Annotated in this window: 16 protein-coding genes; 12 read left to right on the forward strand and 4 right to left on the reverse strand. The window is 62.4% G+C overall.

Translation table 11 applies throughout. The features are described 5' to 3' along the window. Positions 1–130: 130 nt before the first annotated feature. Genes AWB64_RS28690 through lhpI form a run of 3 tightly spaced genes read left to right on the forward strand, consistent with a single transcriptional unit; the run spans position 131 to position 3190 of the window. A complete protein-coding gene (locus AWB64_RS28690) occupies positions 131–1249 on the forward strand; it encodes a branched-chain amino acid ABC transporter substrate-binding protein (RefSeq protein ID WP_060858800.1) in 1119 nt (372 codons plus the stop codon). A 28-nt stretch (positions 1250–1277) separates the two neighbouring features. After that, entirely contained in the window at positions 1278–2285 is a 1008-nt protein-coding gene (gene lhpH / locus AWB64_RS28695; protein WP_060858801.1) for a trans-3-hydroxy-L-proline dehydratase, read from the forward strand. 2 nt (positions 2286–2287) lie between these two features. Beyond that, complete coding sequence (gene lhpI, locus AWB64_RS28700) at positions 2288–3190, forward strand: bifunctional Delta(1)-pyrroline-2-carboxylate/Delta(1)-piperideine-2-carboxylate reductase (protein WP_244164241.1); 903 nt, start codon at positions 2288–2290, stop codon at positions 3188–3190. Positions 3191–3202: 12 nt separating this feature from the next. On the opposite strand, the gene AWB64_RS28705 is transcribed toward lhpI, so the two are convergent. The 4 genes from AWB64_RS28705 to AWB64_RS28720 all read right to left on the reverse strand — a co-directional run bounded on the left by AWB64_RS28705 (position 3203) and on the right by AWB64_RS28720 (position 7860). Beyond that, positions 3203–4456, reverse strand: a complete 1254-nt coding sequence (locus AWB64_RS28705) for a four-carbon acid sugar kinase family protein (protein WP_060858803.1) — start codon at positions 4454–4456, stop codon at positions 3203–3205. A gap of 12 nt (positions 4457–4468) precedes the next feature. After that, on the reverse strand, positions 4469–5524 hold the full coding sequence (pdxA, locus tag AWB64_RS28710; protein ID WP_060858804.1) for a 4-hydroxythreonine-4-phosphate dehydrogenase PdxA: 1056 nt from the start codon (positions 5522–5524) through the stop codon (positions 4469–4471). Positions 5525–5536: 12 nt separating this feature from the next. After that, positions 5537–6979 carry an FAD-binding oxidoreductase gene (locus AWB64_RS28715; RefSeq protein ID WP_060858805.1) on the reverse strand — a complete coding sequence of 481 codons (1443 nt, stop codon included), beginning with the start codon at positions 6977–6979 and terminating at the stop codon, positions 5537–5539. 92 nt (positions 6980–7071) lie between these two features. Next, positions 7072–7860: a DeoR/GlpR family DNA-binding transcription regulator gene (locus tag AWB64_RS28720; protein ID WP_060858806.1), complete on the reverse strand. Its 789-nt coding sequence runs from the start codon at positions 7858–7860 to the stop codon at positions 7072–7074. A gap of 234 nt (positions 7861–8094) precedes the next feature. On the opposite strand from AWB64_RS28720, the gene AWB64_RS28725 reads away from it, so the two are divergent. The 9 genes from AWB64_RS28725 to AWB64_RS28765 all read left to right on the forward strand — a co-directional run bounded on the left by AWB64_RS28725 (position 8095) and on the right by AWB64_RS28765 (position 18285). After that, positions 8095–9447, forward strand: coding sequence for an MFS transporter (locus AWB64_RS28725; RefSeq protein WP_208603330.1), 1353 nt, complete (start codon positions 8095–8097; stop codon positions 9445–9447). Positions 9448–9452: 5 nt separating this feature from the next. Next, positions 9453–9911 carry a MaoC family dehydratase gene (locus tag AWB64_RS28730; RefSeq protein WP_060858808.1) on the forward strand — a complete coding sequence of 153 codons (459 nt, stop codon included), beginning with the start codon at positions 9453–9455 and terminating at the stop codon, positions 9909–9911. Further along, positions 9904–11082 (forward strand): CaiB/BaiF CoA transferase family protein, encoded by a 1179-nt coding sequence (locus AWB64_RS28735; RefSeq protein WP_060858809.1) that lies wholly within the window; start codon positions 9904–9906, stop codon positions 11080–11082. The genes AWB64_RS28730 and AWB64_RS28735 overlap by 8 nt, the downstream gene beginning before the upstream one ends. Continuing rightward, positions 11079–12284: an ABC transporter substrate-binding protein gene (locus AWB64_RS28740; RefSeq protein ID WP_060858810.1), complete on the forward strand. Its 1206-nt coding sequence runs from the start codon at positions 11079–11081 to the stop codon at positions 12282–12284. Before AWB64_RS28735 ends, AWB64_RS28740 begins: the two co-directional genes overlap by 4 nt. A 3-nt stretch (positions 12285–12287) precedes the next feature. Further along, positions 12288–13877 carry a class I adenylate-forming enzyme family protein gene (locus AWB64_RS28745; protein ID WP_060858811.1) on the forward strand — a complete coding sequence of 530 codons (1590 nt, stop codon included), beginning with the start codon at positions 12288–12290 and terminating at the stop codon, positions 13875–13877. Between the two features lie 43 nt (positions 13878–13920). Continuing rightward, positions 13921–14697 (forward strand): IclR family transcriptional regulator, encoded by a 777-nt coding sequence (locus AWB64_RS28750; protein WP_060858812.1) that lies wholly within the window; start codon positions 13921–13923, stop codon positions 14695–14697. A gap of 204 nt (positions 14698–14901) precedes the next feature. Then, entirely contained in the window at positions 14902–16179 is a 1278-nt protein-coding gene (locus tag AWB64_RS28755; RefSeq protein WP_060858813.1) for an MFS transporter, read from the forward strand. 24 nt (positions 16180–16203) lie between these two features. Further along, complete coding sequence (locus AWB64_RS28760) at positions 16204–17412, forward strand: alpha-hydroxy acid oxidase (protein WP_082850674.1); 1209 nt, start codon at positions 16204–16206, stop codon at positions 17410–17412. 48 nt (positions 17413–17460) lie between these two features. Next, a complete protein-coding gene (locus AWB64_RS28765) occupies positions 17461–18285 on the forward strand; it encodes a phytanoyl-CoA dioxygenase family protein (protein WP_060858814.1) in 825 nt (274 codons plus the stop codon). Position 18286: the final 1 nt, after the last annotated feature.

Raw genomic sequence — 18286 nt, forward strand, 5'->3', positions numbered from 1 at the left:
ATCTACTTGGTCAAAAAACAAACCAGAATGGGTCCGCTTTATTTTGAAATGGTTGCGACCATGACCATTTGTGGTCTACATTAATTGGTATGCAATGAAGACCAGTATAGTCCCACACGGAGCGAAATAAATGAACAAGACAGTCGCAGGGTTGATGGCCGCCGCCGCATTGGCAAGCATGGGCGCCCACGCGCAAGAAGTGGTGACGATTGGTCATTCGGCGCCATTGACCGGTCCGCAAGCGGTCAATGGCAAGGATAACGAGAATGGCGCGCGCCTGGCCGTGGAGGATCTGAACAAGAAAGGCGTGACGGTCGCGGGCAAAACAGTGACCTTCAAACTGGACTCGGAAGACGACCAGGCTGATCCGAAAATTGGCGTTCAAATCGCCCAGAAACTCGCCGACAGTGGCGTGGTCGCCGTGCTCGGACCCTACAACTCTGGCGTCGCGATTCCGGCGTCGCGGGTTTTCAGCACGGCAGGAATTCCCATGCTGCCGGTGGCATCGAACCCCGCGCTGACCACGCAGGGCTTCAAGAATATTTTCCGCATTGGCGCGAGCGACGAACAACTGGGCGGCGCAATGGCCGTGTTCGCGAAGAAGACGCTGAAGGCGAAAACGGCGGCGGTTATCGACGATCGCACAGCTTATGGCCAGGGCGTCGCCGAGCAGTTCGTGAACGTGGCAAAGGCGCAAGGCATTCAGATCGTCGACAACCAGTACACCAATTCCAGCGCGACCGATTTCCTCGGCATCCTGACCACGATCAAGGCGAAGAATCCGGACGTCATCTTCTTCGGCGGCTACGCTGCGCAAGGCGCGCCAATGGCGAAGCAGATGCGCCAGCGCGGCGTGCGCGCGAAGCTGCTCGGCGGCGACGGCATTTGTTCCGCCGACATGGGCAAGGTCGCGGGCGATGCCGCGTCGATCGTGTATTGCGCGCAAGGGGGAACGTCGCTCGAGAAAACGGCCGCGGGCCGCGACTTTGTGAAGCGTTACAAGGACACGTATCACACTGACACGCAGGTCTACGCTGTAAGCTACTACGACGGCATGATGCTGCTCGCCGACGCCATGGTGAAGGCGGGTACGACCACCGATCGCGCGAAGCTGATCGCGCAACTCGCGAAGACCGACTATAAGGGCATTGCCGGCACCTATTCCTTTGACGCCAAGGGCGACCTGAAGGGCGCGCCCACGACCGTGTACGAGATCAAGGACGGCCTGCCGGTCGCGTACGGGCAATGAGTCCGGCAGTTAGCGAACCGGACACGAAATGAAAATCACGAATGCAATCAGCACGGTCGAAGTTCATACCGGAGGGGAAGCGTTTCGCATTGTGACGAGCGGTTTGCCGAAGATGCAGGGCAAGACGATTGTCGCGCGCCGCGCGTGGCTGAAGGAACATGCCGACCACATTCGCCGCGCGCTGATGTTCGAGCCGCGCGGTCACGCCGACATGTACGGCGGTTACCTCACCGAACCGGTCAGCGAAGGCGCCGACTTCGGCATCATCTTCGTTCACAACGAGGGCTATAGCGACCATTGCGGCCACGGTGTCATCGGGCTTGCGACGGCGGCGGTCGAGTTGGGATGGATCGAGCGGACGGAACCTGAAACGCGTGTGGGTATCGACGCGCCTTGCGGTTTCATTGAAGCGTTCGTTCAATGGGACGGCAACCATGCGGGCAATGTGCGTTTCGTCAACGTTCCTTCGTTCATCTGGCAACGCGACGTTACCGTTCAGACGCCATCGTTCGGTAGCGTGACCGGCGACATCGCTTTTGGCGGCGCGTTTTATTTCTATACCGATGGCGCGCCTTTTGACCTGCCGATCCGCGAGTCGGCAGTCGATAAGCTGATCCAGTTCGGCGCCGAAGTGAAGGCTGCCGCCAACGCGGCGGTGAAGGTCGTGCATCCTGAGATTCCAGAACTGAACCATATCTACGGCACGATTATCGCGAACGAACCTCGGCACGGGGGTTCATCGCAGGCGAATTGCTGCGTGTTCGCCGACCGCGAAGTCGATCGTTCGCCAACGGGTTCGGGCACTGCCGGCCGCGTCGCGCAACTGTACTTGCGGGGCAGGTTGAAGAAGGACGAAACACTCGTCAACGAGTCGGTGATCGGCACTGTATTCAAGGGCCGCGTGCTGAGCGAAACGAAGCTCGGTTCCTTCGATGCGGTCATTCCCGAAATCGAGGGCAATGCTTATATCTGCGGTTTCGCGAACTGGATCATCGACGATCGCGATCCGCTTACCTACGGCTTCCTGGTGCGATGAACATGATCGAATCCTTCGATGAACAACAGACCGCGGCGCTGCTTCCCTATGTGGAACTCGTCGATGCATTGAGCGTTGCCGTGACCGAATATGGCGCGGGAAAGATCGTGAGTCCGGAGCGGCTCGTGGTGTCTTTGCAGGCAAACGGCGTGATGCTGTCCATGCCCGCGAGCGCGGCCGATCTTGCCATTCACAAGCTAGTGAACGTCTGCCCGGGAAACGGCGCGAAGGGATTGCCGACCATCCATGGCCAAGTGACGGCTTACGATTCGATCACGGGCCAAGCGCTTTTCACACTCGATGGCCCCACGGTCACGGGCAGGCGAACTGCGGGAATATCGGCGCTTGGCATCAGGCGTCTTGCGCGCAGTGTGAAGTCCATTCTGCTGATCGGCACGGGCAAGCAGGCGAGCAATCACGCCGAGGCGTTCGCCGCGCTGTTTCCGGAGGCCACGCTTTACGTCAAGGGTTCGTCGTTGCAATCGGCGCAGCGGTTTGCGGCAACGCGTGAGGGAATGGTGGCGCTCGACAACGACATCGTGCCGGATGACGTGGACGTGGTCGTCACGCTCACCACGAGCAGGACGCCGGTCTATCGCGATGCGGCGCGCGTGGCGCGGCTGGTTGTCGGAGTCGGCGCATTCACACCGGACGGAGCAGAAATCGCCTCCCCCATTGTTCATGCGAGCGCCGTGGTCGTGGACGATCCAGCGGGCGCGAAACACGAAGCGGGCGATCTGATTCAGGCGGGCGTCGACTGGACGGCGGTGGATGCGCTGGCCGCTGTTATCGATGGAACATGGGGCAGGCCGTCCGATCGTCCGGTGCTCTTCAAGAGCGTCGGGTGCGCGGCATGGGACCTGGCTGCCGCGCGGCTCGCGCGCAAGCGCTTGTCCAACGTGTAGGCTTTTCGCGCTTCAAGTCAGAGCAAAGCGGGCGAAGTTGACCATGGTGACAAGATCATCAGATGTCCCGAACGATCCTGGCTTGGTCAGGAACGGACGGCGATCGTAAGCGCCGCCCCTGACCGTTGCCACCGGCGTGCCGGGCAGCACTTCGTGACCGTAGATGGTCAGCCCGTCCGCACCGAGCAGGCGGAAGATCGATTGCGCCGTTGCCCCGCCCGAAAATACGAACGCATTGCAGCGCGGCAGAAAAGGCGTAACCAGAAACTGCAGCAATGCTTCGATGCGCGCGGCAAGCATTGGCTCATCCCAGCCGGCTTTGGCCGCGAGTTGCCGCACGCGGTCGCTCGCCTCATGTGAACCGGATGTGTGCAACAGGAGATCGCCGCCGCCGCGCAGCCGTTCAATATAGGGCGCGCCGAACGCTTCACAGGATTGCTCGAAAAATGCCGGGCCGAGTTCAAGCACGACGCTGCGCGCATCGATAGCCGCCTCCAGCCGCGCGACCTGCTTGCGCGTCATGTCGCTGGTGGAACCGGCAACCACCAATACCGCCGATGCACTGCGTGCACCGCCCGCATACGGACGCAACGCTTCGCCGAGGCCGTACGTTCCCGCAAAGAACCGGACGCCCGCGCCGTGCGCTGCCGCAACCACCGCGTTGAGGTCGGCTTGCGTGGCGCTATCGGCGACCACGATGCCGTGTCCCACCGCATCGAAAAACGCGGCCAGCGCTGCAGCGCCTCCCGCGATCACGCGGGCATCGAGACAATGAACCGGGCGCGCCGTCTGTTCACGCAACCGGTCGGGCACATACGACGATGCCACCGGCGCGCCCGGGTCAACCATGCGCATGCGTTCGGCGAGCGGCAGGCCATCGACGAGTTGATAGCCGCCAACTGTAATGCGCCCCATTTTCGGCGATGCACACAGCACCACGCAGCGCTCCTGCGCGCACGCTGACATGATTGCGTCGATCTCGTGTCCGAACGGTCCGCGCAGCAGGGAATCGAACTTCTTCACGATGAACGCCGGGCCGAGCCGCTGCAATGCGCGCGCGGCATCGGACACTTTCTCGCGTGCCCGAGGCGGCGTATCGTAGCGCGATTCGGTATCGAAGATCAGCACCTGGGCCGCGTTGCCTTGCGCGCGAACTGCATCTGAATCCTGCACGAGCACGGTCGACAATCCGCAGCGCGCGAATTCGGCGCCGGTGCTGCTCGCGCCCGAAAGATCGTCCGCAATGACCGCAATGGAACCGTTCATGACGCTGCTCCGTCAGCTTGAAGCGGCGGTCGCCGCCGTGCGCCGGCGCAGATCCGCGAGTTCAGCGGCAAGCAGGATCGCGCGAACCAGCACGTCGCACTTTGCAATGCCCTTGCCGGTAATGTCGTAAGCGGTCCCGTGACCCGCCGTGGTTCGAATGATCGGCGTTCCCGCGATCACGGTCACATAACCGTAGCGCTTGAGCGGAATCACCCCTTGATCGTGATACATGCCGATCACGCCATCGAACGTGCCTTGCTCCGCCGAATAATAGAGGCTGTCGGCGGGACCCGGCCCGACGAGCTGGAACCCTTCGCCGCGCAGACGTTCCATTACGGGAATCACGTGTTCGATTTCCTCGCGCCCGAAGAGGCCGCCATCGCCCGCGTGCGGATTGAGCCCCGCGACCGCGAGCTTGGGATCGTCGATATGCCACAGATCGCGCAATGCCTCGCGCGCGATCCGGATCACGCGCTCCACACGTTCCTGCGTGACGAGATCGATAGCCTGCCTGAGCGACACATGCGACGAGACCAGGAACACTTTCACCTTGCCGCCCGTGAGCACCGTGAAGAAGTTCTTGGTGCCCGTGGCTTCGGCGAAGACTTCCGTTTGTCCCGCATAGAAGTGGCCGGCCGCGTGCATTGCTTCCTTGTTGGTGGGCGCTGAAGCAATGGCGTCGATACGGCCATCGAGCGCCATCTGCGCCGCCGTGCGAATGTATTCCACGAACGCCGCGCCGCATGAGGCGTTGATCTGGCCGGGCGTGAAGCTGTCGGGCGCGAGGTTTTCGAGGTCGAAGACGTCGATCACGCCAGGCTCGTAGCGTGCTTCATCCACGGAATGAATCGCCCGTACGCTCAGCGGCAAGCCCGCCGGTTGATCGCCGTTGCCGGAAGCCAGCGCGAGCGCGTTGCGGACAATGCGCGCGTCGCCGATCACGAGCGGGCGGCATGTGTCGTACAGCGCGCCTGAAGCAAACGACTTGGCGATGATTTCCGGGCCAATGCCCGCCGCGTCGCCAAGAGTAATACCTACAACAGGGAGTGCGGATTCAGAGTGCGGCATGCGTGGCTCCGTTCATTGATCGTTGAGGCGAGCGCCCGCGTCAGGGGCAGCGCCGATCCCGAACTTGCCGGGGTTCATGAGGTTGCGCGGATCGAGTGCGTGCTTGATCCGTTCGAGCATGGCGAAGCCGCTGCCGAGTTCGTCTTTCATCCGCGCGGCGCGAGCGAGACCCACGCCGTGATGATGTCCAATGGTGCCACCGGCCGCGAGCACGCGCGCCATGACCGTGTCCCACACCTTCAGATAACGCTCGCGGGCGGCGGCGCTGTCGGCGGCGTCCACGAAGAAGATGAAGTAGAGGCACGCGCCGGTCGAATAGAAATGCGAGTAGTGACCCATTGCCTTGCTGCAAAGCGGCGCGACATCCTGCATCAGCTTTTCATAGAGCGGCACGAGTTCGTTCCACGATGCGGCGACTTCGATTGCATCGGCCATGCGTCCTGGGCCGTCATTGCCGCGCGTGAGCCAGCTTGCATCGAAACGATGGGCTTCCCATGCCGCGCCAATCGCCTCGCCAAGCGGCGTTGCGCCATGCCGTATCGCGATGTCCGAGAGTACTTTTTGCTCCGCTTCCACGATCTCGCTCGCGCCTTCGTGGCCCACTATCAGCAGCGGTTTGTTCAGGTTCTCGCCCACCCGCGCGTACAACCCTTCCGCCTCGATTGCATCGTAAAGACGCAAGACGGCCGCGCGTACGTGGCGTCCGTACGCTTCGCGCAAGGCGCGGGTGGCGCTCGCAAGGTCATCGAATGCATAGCCCGATAACGCCAGCCGCTCCGCTTTCGGAAATACGCGCACGGTCACTTGCGTGATGAGTCCAAACGCGCCTTCCGCGCCGATAAAAAGGTTCGCGAGGCTCGGTCCCGCCGCCGATCGCGGTGTTGGTCGGAAGGCGACGGTCTCGCCATCGGGCAACACGGCTTCGAGTCCGAGCAGCAGGTCTTCGATGCCGCCGTACTTGCTCGAAAACGTGCCGGTCGAGCGCGTGGAGACGAGTCCGCCCATCGACGCGAGATACAGGGACTGCGGATAGTGCCCGAGCGTGAAGCCGCGCTCGCCAAGCCAGCGCTCGAGATCGCCGCCTATCACGCCGGGTCCGACCGTGACCATGAGATTGTCTTCATCCAGGTGAACGATGGCGTTCATCTTTCGCAGGTCGATCACCACCGATCCCGCCGCTGGCACGGCCGCGCCGGTCACGCCGGAGCCCGCGCCGAACGGCACGATTGAGAACCCTTGCTGCGTGGCGATACGCACCGCCTCGCGCACCCCTTGTGCATCCACAGGCTGCACGACGCAAGCCGGACGATGCGCGCCGGCTTCCTCTGCCGTCCACTTGGCGGCGAACGGCCATGCGTCGTTTGAATGGGCCTGTAACACGGCAAGTTCTGTCGATACGGCTGCTTCGCCCAGGCTTTCACGCAGTGTCTTCACCACGATGTCATTGCTGTTCATTGTGAGTCATCCTCATTTTCGTCATCATGCTCGGCTGAAATTTGGCTAGTACGTGGCTTGCCAGAACTAACGTCGCGCAGGGCGTTGATTCTTCATTCATCGGCGGCTCGCAATACATTCACGCCGCGCTGGCGTAATGCGTCGCCGACTTCCTCCGGCAGGCGCGCGTCCGTGTGCCAGCCATCCACGGCGTCTATTGGCGTGATCGAGGCGAAGCAGACCTTTTCCCACTTCGAACTGTCGGCAATGGCGAACACGCGGCGCGCGCGTTGCAGCACCGCTTGTTTCACATCGATACCGACCGGGCTGCTCGCAGTCCATCCCGCCACAATGTCGATACCCGATACCCCAAGAAAAAACAGGTCGAAGTTGAGAGCGCCGATCTGCGCGAGCGTGGCGGGTCCGCTCGCGCCAAAGGTGTCGGGATAGATCTCGCCGCCAATCTGATGAAGCGTGATGTTCGGATGCCCGGCCAGTTCCGCGCCAATGTTGATGGCATGCGTGCTCACGCGCACTTTCAGGTTCTCTTCAAGACTGCGCCGCACGAGCGCGCGGGCGACTTCGATGGCGGTCGTGCCGGTATCGAGGTAAATCGACTGGCCTGTTTCAACCTGGCGCGCCGCTGCAATCCCGATTGCGCGCTTCTCTTTCTGGAACTGCTTGAAACGCAGCCAATAGCCCGGGTCCCGATCCGAAGCCAGCACCGCGCCGCCGTGTACGCGGCGTGCGAGGCCGCGGACTTCGAGGTCCTTGAGGTCACGGCGCAGCGTCATCTCCGACGCGTCCAGCAAGGCGGTCAGGTCCTTGAGCGACACGCTGCCACGCTCGGCGAGTAGCTCGAGGATGGCCTGCGTGCGAGAACTCTTGATCGGTGTCGCCATGAAAATCGATCCTTGCCGGTGTTAGATTTTGTTATATCTTACACAAAACGGCGCGGTTTAAAGAGCAGGAATATAAAAAATTTGGTGAGTTCGCATGCGTGCTTAAAACTTCGGATGCGAGTTAACCCGGGTATGCAAGAGTAAAACGAGCCTTCTACACTGGGCCACATCGATGAAAACGTAATAGAAAGCAACAGTGTGTCTGACATACCAGACAAAACGAAGGAGACCGCGATGACCCGAAGCACTCGAGGACCTGCCGGTGAGCTCACCGCAGCCAGCCCGGCAACCACCGGCCGCATGCGGTTGCGCTGGGTGATCCTGGCCATCACGTCGCTGGTGCTGATCCTGAACTACGCGGATCGGGCGGCGCTCGGTGTCGCGGGCTCGCACATCATCAAGGAGTTCGGGCTCACCAAGACCGAGTTCGGGCTGATATCAAGCGTGTTTTTTATCGGCTATGCGCCGTTCTGTTTTATCGGCGGGTGGCTTTCCGACAAATACGGGCCGCGCGTGGTCATGGGCATGGCGGTCGGCTGGTGGAGCCTGTTCACCGCGCTGACCGCAGCGGGCGCGGGTTATCTCAGCTTCATGGTGATCCGCTTTCTGTTCGGCTTTGGTGAAGGACCGCAAGGCGCGGTGACCATCAAGACCATGCGCAACTGGTTTCCGCAACGGCAGATGGGCACGGCGGTCGGGGTATCGCAGGGCTGCACGCCGCTTGGCGGCGCGATTGGCACGCCGCTCGTTGCGTGGTTGATTGCAGGAACGGGCGACTGGCGCACGCCGTTTATTGTGCTGGGCGTACTCGGCTTGCTGATGACCGTTGGCTGGTTCGTGCTGGTGCGCGATACACCCGAGAAACATCCGTGGGCCGTCGAGCAGGACGCCACCGATATTGCCGACATCGTCGACCCGGACGTCGCGCAAGTGGCGGACGAAGATGCGCCGCCAGTGAGCTTTTACATTCGCCAGCCGCTGGTGCTCGCAACCGCGCTCGCGTTCTTCGGCTATGCATGGGTGCTGTATTCGTTCCTTTCGTGGTTCCCGGTTTACCTGGTCGAAGCGCGCGGCGTGAACCTGAAGGAAGTGGCGCTGACGGGCGCGCTGCCCTGGTTGCTTGGCTTCGTGGGGTATTTGCTCGGCGGCGTGCTGACGGACAACATCGCCGTGCGTACCGGGCGTCCCGCGTTCGCGCGCAAGAGCGTGATCGTGGTCGGGCTGACGCTCACCGCTATCCTGTTGTGCTTCGTCGGGCTCGCGACCACGCTTACGGGAGCGATGGTGCTGATGTCGTCGGTCGTGTTCCTGCTGTATCTCACCGGCAGCCAGTATTTCACGCTCATCTCCGACACCATTCCGAAGTCGCGCCTGGGCGGCGTTGTCGGCTTCGTGCATTTTCTGGCGAACACATCCGGCGTGTTCGCGCCGCTGGCCGTGGGGGCAATCGTCGATCGCACGCACTCGTGGGTGCTTACGTTCGGCGTGTCGGCGGGCGTGTGTATAGCAGGCGTGGTCGCCATTCTCGTCTGGGGCCGCACGCCGCCGCGCGCGCCGCTTGCAGCTACATCATTGAAAGGGGAGTAAGTCTCATGCCAGGCTGGCAAACCGTTGAACGTTATTTCGAAGACTATGTGCTGGGAGAACAGGAGGGCGAGCGCCGCCGCACAGTCGACCAGGGCGACATCAGCCAGTTCGCCGGTCTCACGCTCGACTTCCACCCGGCGCATACAGATGCGACCTATGCCGACCCGCGCTATGGCGGCAGGCTCGCGCACGGCATGCTGACCTTCGCGCTGGTCACGGGCCTCAACGTGGAATACAACCTGCGCGCGATTTCGTACGGCTACGAGAAAGTGCGTTTCCCCGCGCCGGTTCGCGCGGGCGACACGGTCATCGCGAAGTCCGAGGTGATCGAACTCACGCCGCACAAGCGCCCGGAGATCGGGCTCGTGACCAAGCGCTATACCGCGACGAACCAGGATGGCGCAGTGGTGTTCAGTTGCCTGCATGTCCTCGCCGTAGACCGGAGGAAAACCGCTCATGAGTGATTTTCTCGATCAGTATCGCGGGAATGGCCCCTTGCGCGATATCACCGTGCTCGATTTCACGCAGATGATGATGGGACCGGTCGCGACCCAGTTGCTCGGCGACATGGGCGCGCTGGTGATCAAGGTGGAGCGTCCGGTCAGTGGCGAATGGGAGCGCAGCTACAACCCGCGCGGCCGGCGGCTGCATGGCGAGTCGCCGTATTTCCTCGCGATGAACCGCAACAAGCTCGCGATGACCGCCGACCTCACGAATGCCGATGACCGCGCGATGATCTGCGATCTCGTGAAGCATTGCGACGTGGTCGTCGAAAATTTCCGTCCGGGCGTGATGGAACGGCTGGGGCTGGGTTATGACGCGCTGCTCGAACATAATCCGCGTCTTGTCTATGCGTCGGGTTCGGGATATGGGCCTAAGGGGCCGCTGATCCATCGGCCGGGTCAGGACATGCTGTTGCAATGCATGAGCGGCCTTGCCGCCAACTCGGGTCCCGCCGATGGTCCTCCCGTACCCGTTGGCGCACCGGTGCTGGATGCATCGACGGCGTTCCTGCTCGCGTTCTCGATTGTCTCCGCCGTGCATGGCGCCCGCGCGAACGGGACGCCGCGGCTCGTGCAGGCGAGCTTGCTTGGTACGGCGTTGCTTATCCAGTGCCAGGAAGCGCTGGTCGCCATGAATACGGACCTCGAATGGCAGCGCAGCGAAGCCGGCATTGCCGCGCCGTGGACCGACGCGCCTTATGGCGTCTACGAAACGGCAGATGGGTTTATCGCGATGTCGATGACACCGCGCGCGAAGCTCGCCGGAATTTTCAGTCTGCCGGCCGCGATGATCGATTGTACGGACGACGAATGGTTCTTGAAGCGCGACGAAGTCAACCTCGTTTTGAAGGAGCGGCTCAAGCACAAGCCCGCGGCGCAATGGATCGATGAACTCACCGAAGCCGGCATGTGGGTGGCGCCGGTGCAATCGGTCTCCGAGATGGTCGGGCAGGAACAGACCGCCGCCAATTCCTATGTGGAAGAAATCAGCACGCCGGGCGGCAACTCGGTCAGGGCAATCGGCTTGCCAGTGACCATGAGCGGCATGGACGGCGTCAACCGGTTGCCGGTGCCGTACATCGGCGAGCATGACGCCGTTGTACGCGCCGCACTTCGGGGGACGGGCACATGAGCGGAATCGATCAACAACGCCCGGTGAAACTGCGCGGCATGACATGGTCGCATCCGCGCGGACTCGATCCGTTGCTTGCCGCCACGCGTGCGTTCAGCGATCAGGGCGTGGCCATCGAATGGGAAGCGCGTTCGCTCAAGGGCTTCGAGGAAGCGTCGATTGCGGACCTTGCGGCCGACTACGATCTGATCGCGATCGATCATCCGTTCATGGGCAAGGCGTTCGAACAGCGCGCGCTGCAGCCGCTCGACACGCTGTTCGATACCTCATGGCTCGCGCAGCTTCGCGCGGCGTCTGTCGGGCCGAGCTTCGAGAGCTACGTATGGAACGGCTCGCTCTGGGCGATTCCCGTCGATGCCGCCGCGCAAGTCGCCGCGTATCGTGCCGACCTGCTCAGTGCAGCCGATGCCGAGATTCCGCGAGACTGGAACGCCGTGCTGGCGCTTGGTGCGCATTTGAGAACGCGCGGGCAGTGGATTGCCGTGCCCACCAATCCGACGCACCTGTTTCTTGCGTGGGCGACGATCTGCCATGCGTTCGCTGCGTCGTCCACGCGTCAAGCCGATCTGCGGCCTTTGTGGTGGACCGATAGAGGTATAGAACCAGCGCTGGGTGCGCGCGCGCTCGGTGTATTGAGCGAATTGCTCGCGCTATCGCATCCGATGTCATGGGATGCCGATCCCATCGAATTGTTCGAGCACATGAGCCGCAGCGGCGATATTGCCTATACGCCGGTGGCGTTTGGTTATTCGAATTACGCGCGGCCATCGGCTGGACTGCACCCGTTGAGGTTCGCAGGCGTGCCTTCGGCCGGGGCGGAAATGCGCGGCGGCATGCTTGGTGGCGTGGGGCTTGCGGTGTCGCATCGCTGTACACAAACGGAGGCCGCGGCACGCTTCCTGAAGTATGTGGCCGATGCTCCCGTGCAGCGCCGTCTTTACGCCGATGCCGGCGGCCAGCCGGGTCATCGCGAGGCCTGGACCGACACGCACGTCAACGCCATCTGTCCGCATTTTTTCGCGCCGACGCTGGATAGCCTCGATGCCTCCTTCGTTCGTCCGCGCGTGCCGTATTATCCTGACTACCAGCGCGACGGCGGCCTGCTGCTGCACGCGCGCTTGAAAAATGGCGATGAAGCCGCGAAAATCGTGGCCGAGATGAATGCCCTCTGGATGCACATGCGGCGCCAGAGCACCGGGTAAGCAATGTCACACACGAACGATCATGGAACGCCGCCGGACACGTGGGCGGCGTTGCTGCAGGAAGCGCATCGCCGGTATGCCGGGCAGGTGGCCGTGCTCCCCGACTTGTCCGATGCAACCAGTACGCTGCAAGCACCCATGACGTACCGGCAGCTTTACGAAGCGGCCTCGCGCGTGGCGGGCAGGCTGGCAACGCTTGCACCTCGCGGCGCGCGCGTGATGCTTGCGCTCGACAATCGTCCCGAGACCGTGGTGATCGAGCGTGCGCTTGCGCTGTGGGGCTATGTGCGCGTGGCGGTCAGTCCGCGCCTGCATCCGCTCGAACTGGCGTTCATTGCCGGCGATTGCGGGGCGCGCGTGATCGTCTGCGAGGCGCATCTTGCGGCGGCTTTGCGCGAGTCTGCTGACGGGCTTGAGATCATCCCCGCTGATCCTGTGGATGGTTTTGTACTGACGCTCGCCGGATTGATCGATGCACGCAACGACGCGCCGGCTCTGCCCGACATCCTTCCCGACGACATTGCTTCGCTGATGTACACCTCCGGCACGACCGGCCGCCCGAAAGGCGCGATCAATACACATCGCGCGTGGGCGGCAATGGCGCGGCGGCTGCTGACCCGGCTTCCTCCAGCAGGTCCCGGCGATATCCTCCTGCACGTCGCACCGATGAGCCATTTCAGCGGCTCGGTTTCGTCGGCGTATATGGCGAGCGGGGGCGCCATCGCAACATTGCGCCGGTTCGATCCCGCCGCCACGCTCGATCGTGCGCGTGAGCTTGAAGCAACCTGCCTGCCTCTCGTGCCGACCATGCTTGCCGCGCTCACGCGCGAGGCAAGCACACTCAAGGCGCACGCGCCAGCGTTGCCTGCCATGCGAGCGATTCCCTATGGCGGCTCTCCAGTCGCGCCCGCCACACTCGAACGCGCGCACGATATCTTCGGTCCCGTGCTCGTGCAGTTCTACGGCATGAGCGAAGCGTTGATTCCGCTCACATGTCTCGGTATCGATGAACACGGTGCGGGTCCCGAACGTGAGCATCGGCTGGCGACGGCGGGTAGCGCGGTTCCCGGCGGCGATGTAAAGCTCGACGCGGTGAAGGAGGGTATCGGCGAAATTTGCGTGCGGGGGCCGCATGTGTCGGCGGGATACTGGCTCACGCAGGATGCAATGCGTCCCGCGCTCGATGCCGACGGCTGGCTGCATACGGGCGATCTCGCGAGCATCGATGCATCCGGCCGTTTCCGCATTGTCGATCGCAGCAATGACGTCGTGATCTCGGGCGGCTTCAACATCTATCCGGCGGAAGTGGAGCGCGTGATCGCGGGCGTGCATGGCGTCGCGGATGTGGCCGTAATTGGCGTGCCGCACGAGAAGTGGGGCGAGGCGGTGACCGCGTTGATCGTGGAAGAGCCTGGCGCGCATTGCGCCGATGAAGACGTCCTCGCCGCGTGCCGGGCGCAGATTGCAGGCTACAAGAAACCCCTTTCCATAGAACGTCTGGACGCGTTCCCGAAAACCAGTACCGGCAAGACCGACAAACGCGCATTACGTGAGCGCTACTGGAAAGACGCGCCACGAAAGGTGGGGCAATGACCATTGCATGCGTCAGCGCGATGCGTGTGCGCAGAGGCGTTGAATGAGGGTCGTTCCGGGTCTCGACCGGGGACTTCGCATCCTCGCGTTGCTCGCGCAAAAGCGGGTGCCGATGCGCGTTTCCGATCTCGCGCGCGCACTCGAATTGCCCCGCAGTGCCGCCTATGAACTGGTTCACACCCTGGCGGTTCACGGCATGATCAAGCAACTGGAAACGGGCGAAGTTGCACTTGGCCCCGGCTTGCCCGTGCTCGGTCACGCGTATAGCGCGGAACTCGATTTCGAGGCGCTCGCGCGTGAGACCGTGCAGCGCGTGACGGCGCAATGCGGAGAGACCGCGCAGATCGGCGTCCTCGACGGCTGCAAGGTTTTTTATATCGCGAAGGCCGATTCACCCAACGCGGTGCCGCTCGCATCGACTGTTGGCGTGAGGCTTCCGGCGCAATGCACGGCGCTCGGAAAAATTCTGCTCGCCATGCTGCCGCAAGACGAATTCGAACGCCGCATTGGCATGGCGCCACTCGCGCGCCTGACCGACAGATCGATCACCGATCCCGACGCATTGCGCCGTCATCTTCGCGAAGCGCGTTCGCAGCGTTTCGCGTGGGAGGAGTGCGAATCGAATCCGAATATTGCGTGCGTGGCTGCGCCCATATCGAATGGCGCGGGCGAAACCATCGCTGCATTGAGCATTTCCATGCCGCTTGCGCGCATGAATGCGCAGCGCCGGCATCAGTTGCGCTCGCTCGTGGTCCAGGCAGCCGATGCACTGTCGGCGCAGCTTGGCAACAGCGCGGCGCCCGGTTTCGTCGCGGCTTGATGCTGGCCGATCAATCCACCGGCAGTTTGTGGCTCAGTGCCCCAAGCGGGTAAACCCGCTTCAAGAATTCGTTGACATCGATAAAGCCGGTTACTAGAGTGAATGTACTTTGGATGCAAAGGACGTTTTTATCAAACGTCCGGCTGATCCAATCCCACGTGGCAAGCCGGCATAAGAGCGGACGCCATCATTCTGGAGACGTTCATGACGCAACAGCGGCCTCGTTGGGTACTCATCACTTTGTTATTCGTGGGCGGGATGATCAGCTACCTCGACCGGGCGGCTTTATCGATTACCGCGCCGTTGATCTCCAAGGATCTCCATCTCGATCCGGCGCAACTCGGCATTGTCTTCAGCAGCTTTTTTGTCGGTTATGCGCTGTTCTGCTTCGTTGGCGGCTACGCGTCGGACCGCTTTGGCCCGAAGGCGGTATTGAGCGTCTCGATGCTGGTCTGGTCGCTGTTCTGCGGCCTTACGGCGGGCGTCTTCAGCATTGCGAGCCTTTTGGTGGTGCGCGTGATTTTCGGCATGGGCGAAGGGCCGTACTGCGCGAATATCAACAAGCTCGTTTCGAACTGGTTTGCGCGCAAGGATCAGGCGACGGCCATTGGCGTGGCAAATTCCGGGCAGTCGTTCGGCGCCGCGCTTGCGGGGCCCGTTGTCGGGTTTATTGCGGTGAGCGCCGGCTGGCGGACGTCGTTTGTCGTGATTGCGTCAGTGGGCGTGCTGTGGGTCGTCGCGTGGATGCTGTGGGCGAAGGACAAGCCCGACGTCGCGCCCGAGTCCGGCCTCGACGCGCGTCAGGAACGCGCCGAAGTCCAGCATGCGCCTGCCGGAGAAACGGGTCCGCTGCTTCATTACCTCCTGCGCCCGGGCATTCTGGCGACGGCGTTCGCGTTCTTCGGCTACGCGTACATTTTGTACTTCTTCCTCTCGTGGTTCCCCAGCTACCTGACCATGGCCCATCACCTCAGCATCCAGAAGATGTCGGTGGTGAGCGTGATTCCGTGGCTGGTCGGAACAACCGGGCTAGTGGCGGGCGGCTTTGTGTGCGACTGGATTTACCGGAAGACAGGCCGTGCCATTTTCGCGCGCAAGCTCGTGCTGATCACGAGCCTTGCCGCGGGCGCGCTGTGTATTGCGGCAACGGGGGCCGTGACCGATCTGACGCTCGCCGTCACGCTGATGGCCGTAGCAGTCTTCTTCATGTATGCGTCGTTCAACACGTACTTCGCGATCATTCTCGATACCGTCGAAAAAAATCGCATCGGTGCGGTGAGCGGCTTTGTCCATCTGATCGCGAATCTGGCGGGCATCGTGGCGCCGGCCGCGACCGGCTTCCTGGTGCAATGGTCCGGCAACTTCAAGAGCGCGTTTCTTTTGACCGGCTTGATCGCGGCGCTGGGCGCGTTGTCCGTTGCGATCTTCGTGCGCTCGCCCAGGCAGCAAGTGTCCTTTAAAGCCGAACCCGCCAGAAGCTAGGCGTCAATTACACGGACCCTCGAGATGACCTATTTCGCGACTGTCGAAGAACTGCGAATCGCAGCGAAAAGGCGCGTGCCGAAGATGTTCTACGAATACGTCGATGCCGGTTCGTGGACGGAATCCACGTATCGCGCGAACTCGGACGACTTCGCCCGGCTGCACTTCCGCCAGCGCGTGGCGGTGGATTTCAGCGTGCGCAATCTTTCGACCACGATGGCCGGTACGCCCGTCACCATGCCCGTGGCGCTTGCGCCGACCGGCCTCACCGGCATGCAGCACGCGGACGGCGAGATACTCGCGGCGCGCGCGGCCGAGCGCTTCGGCGTGCCGTTCACGCTGTCGACCATGAGCATTTGTTCCATCGAGGATGTTGCCGGGGCAACCACGCGGCCGTTCTGGTTCCAGCTTTACATGATGCGCGACCGCGGGTTTATCGCGAGCCTGATCCGGCGTGCCGAGGCAGCGGGATGTTCCGCACTTGTGCTGACACTCGACCTGCAAATCCAGGGGCAACGCCACAAGGACCGCAAGAACGGTTTGTCCGCGCCGCCGAAACTCACGCCGCGCAATATCGTGAACATGATGAGCCGGCCGCGCTGGTGCGCCGGCATGCTGGGTACGCCGCGGCGTACCTTCGGCAATATTGTCGGGCATGCGCCCGGCGTGACGGGCATTGCTTCCATGGCCGACTGGGCCACCGATCAGTTCGACGCAACCCTCACGTGGAAAGACGTGGAATGGGTGAGGCGTCTCTGGAAAGGCAAGCTGATCGTGAAGGGCATCCTCGACCCGGAAGACGCGTTGATGGCAGCGCGGTGCGGCGCCGATGCGCTGATTGTCTCGAACCACGGCGGCCGGCAGCTAGACGGCGCGTTATCGACTATTTGCGCATTGCCTCATATTGCCGATGCCGTCCGCGGCGAAATAGAAGTGCACATGGACGGCGGCATTCGCTCCGGCCAGGACGTGCTCAAGGCGCTCGCATGCGGGGCGAGCGCGGTTTATATAGGCAGGGCTTTCTTATATGGACTTGGCGCGCAGGGCGAGGCGGGCGTGACCCGTTGCCTCGAGATCATTCGCAGCGAACTGGATCTGACCATGGCGCTGTGCGGTATCACGGACGTGCGTGGCGTCGACTGCCGCGTCTTGACCTCGGGCGGCCACTCGCTCGAACCGCCAACTGCCGCGCAAGCGCAGACGGAACGCCTCGCAGCCGTTCAGGCGGCGTAGACGGTGTAAGCGGCGCAGGCGCCCAACGTTTTAACCCGGAGACGATACATGTTGAAAGCACTCACTGCAGAACAGGTCCGGCACTTCAAGGAGTTCGGCTACGTTGCGCCCATCCGCGTGATGCCGGTGGCGCAGGCGCTCGAACTGCGCGAACGCCTGGAAGACTTCGAGCATGGCAACGACAAGCTGCGCAAGAAAGCGCTGAACGTGAAAAGCCACTTGCTGTTTCCGTGGTTGAACGAGCTGGTGAGACGGCGTGAAATTGTCGATGCCATCGACGACCTCTACGGCGAAAACCTGCTCTGCTGGGCAAGCAGTTTCTTCATCAAGGACGCGCGCGATCCGGCCTTTGTTTCATGGCATCAGGATTCGACGTATTGGGGACTGTCGGCGCCGGACGTGGTGACCGCGTGGGTGGCGTTGTCGGAGAGCAATAAATTGAACGGCGCCATGCAGGTCGTTCCCAAAACACATCTCCTCGACCAGATTCCTCATCGAGATACATTCTCCGAGCACAACCTGCTCACGCGCGGGCAGGAAGTCGCCGTGGACGTGGACGAGTCGCAAGCGGTATCGATCGAACTGGAGCCCGGCGAGATGTCGCTGCACCACGTGCGCATTGTGCACGGCTCGCCGCCGAACGCGTCCGATAAACGCCGGATCGGTTACGCGATCCGCTACATTCCAACCTACGTCCGCCAGCTGGAAGGCGACGACAGCGCGACGCTCGTGCGCGGCGTGGATACCTTCAACACTTTCGAGCACGAACCGCGGCCAACGGCCGATCTCGAACCCGAGTTCGTCGCGTTGCACCAGCAGATCGGCGAGCGCAACCAGCAGATACTTTACAAGGGCGCGGCGCAGCGTCGTTGAT

The sequence above is a fragment of the Caballeronia sordidicola genome (assembly GCF_001544455.2).
Classification (GTDB): Bacteria; Pseudomonadota; Gammaproteobacteria; order Burkholderiales; family Burkholderiaceae; genus Caballeronia; species Caballeronia sordidicola.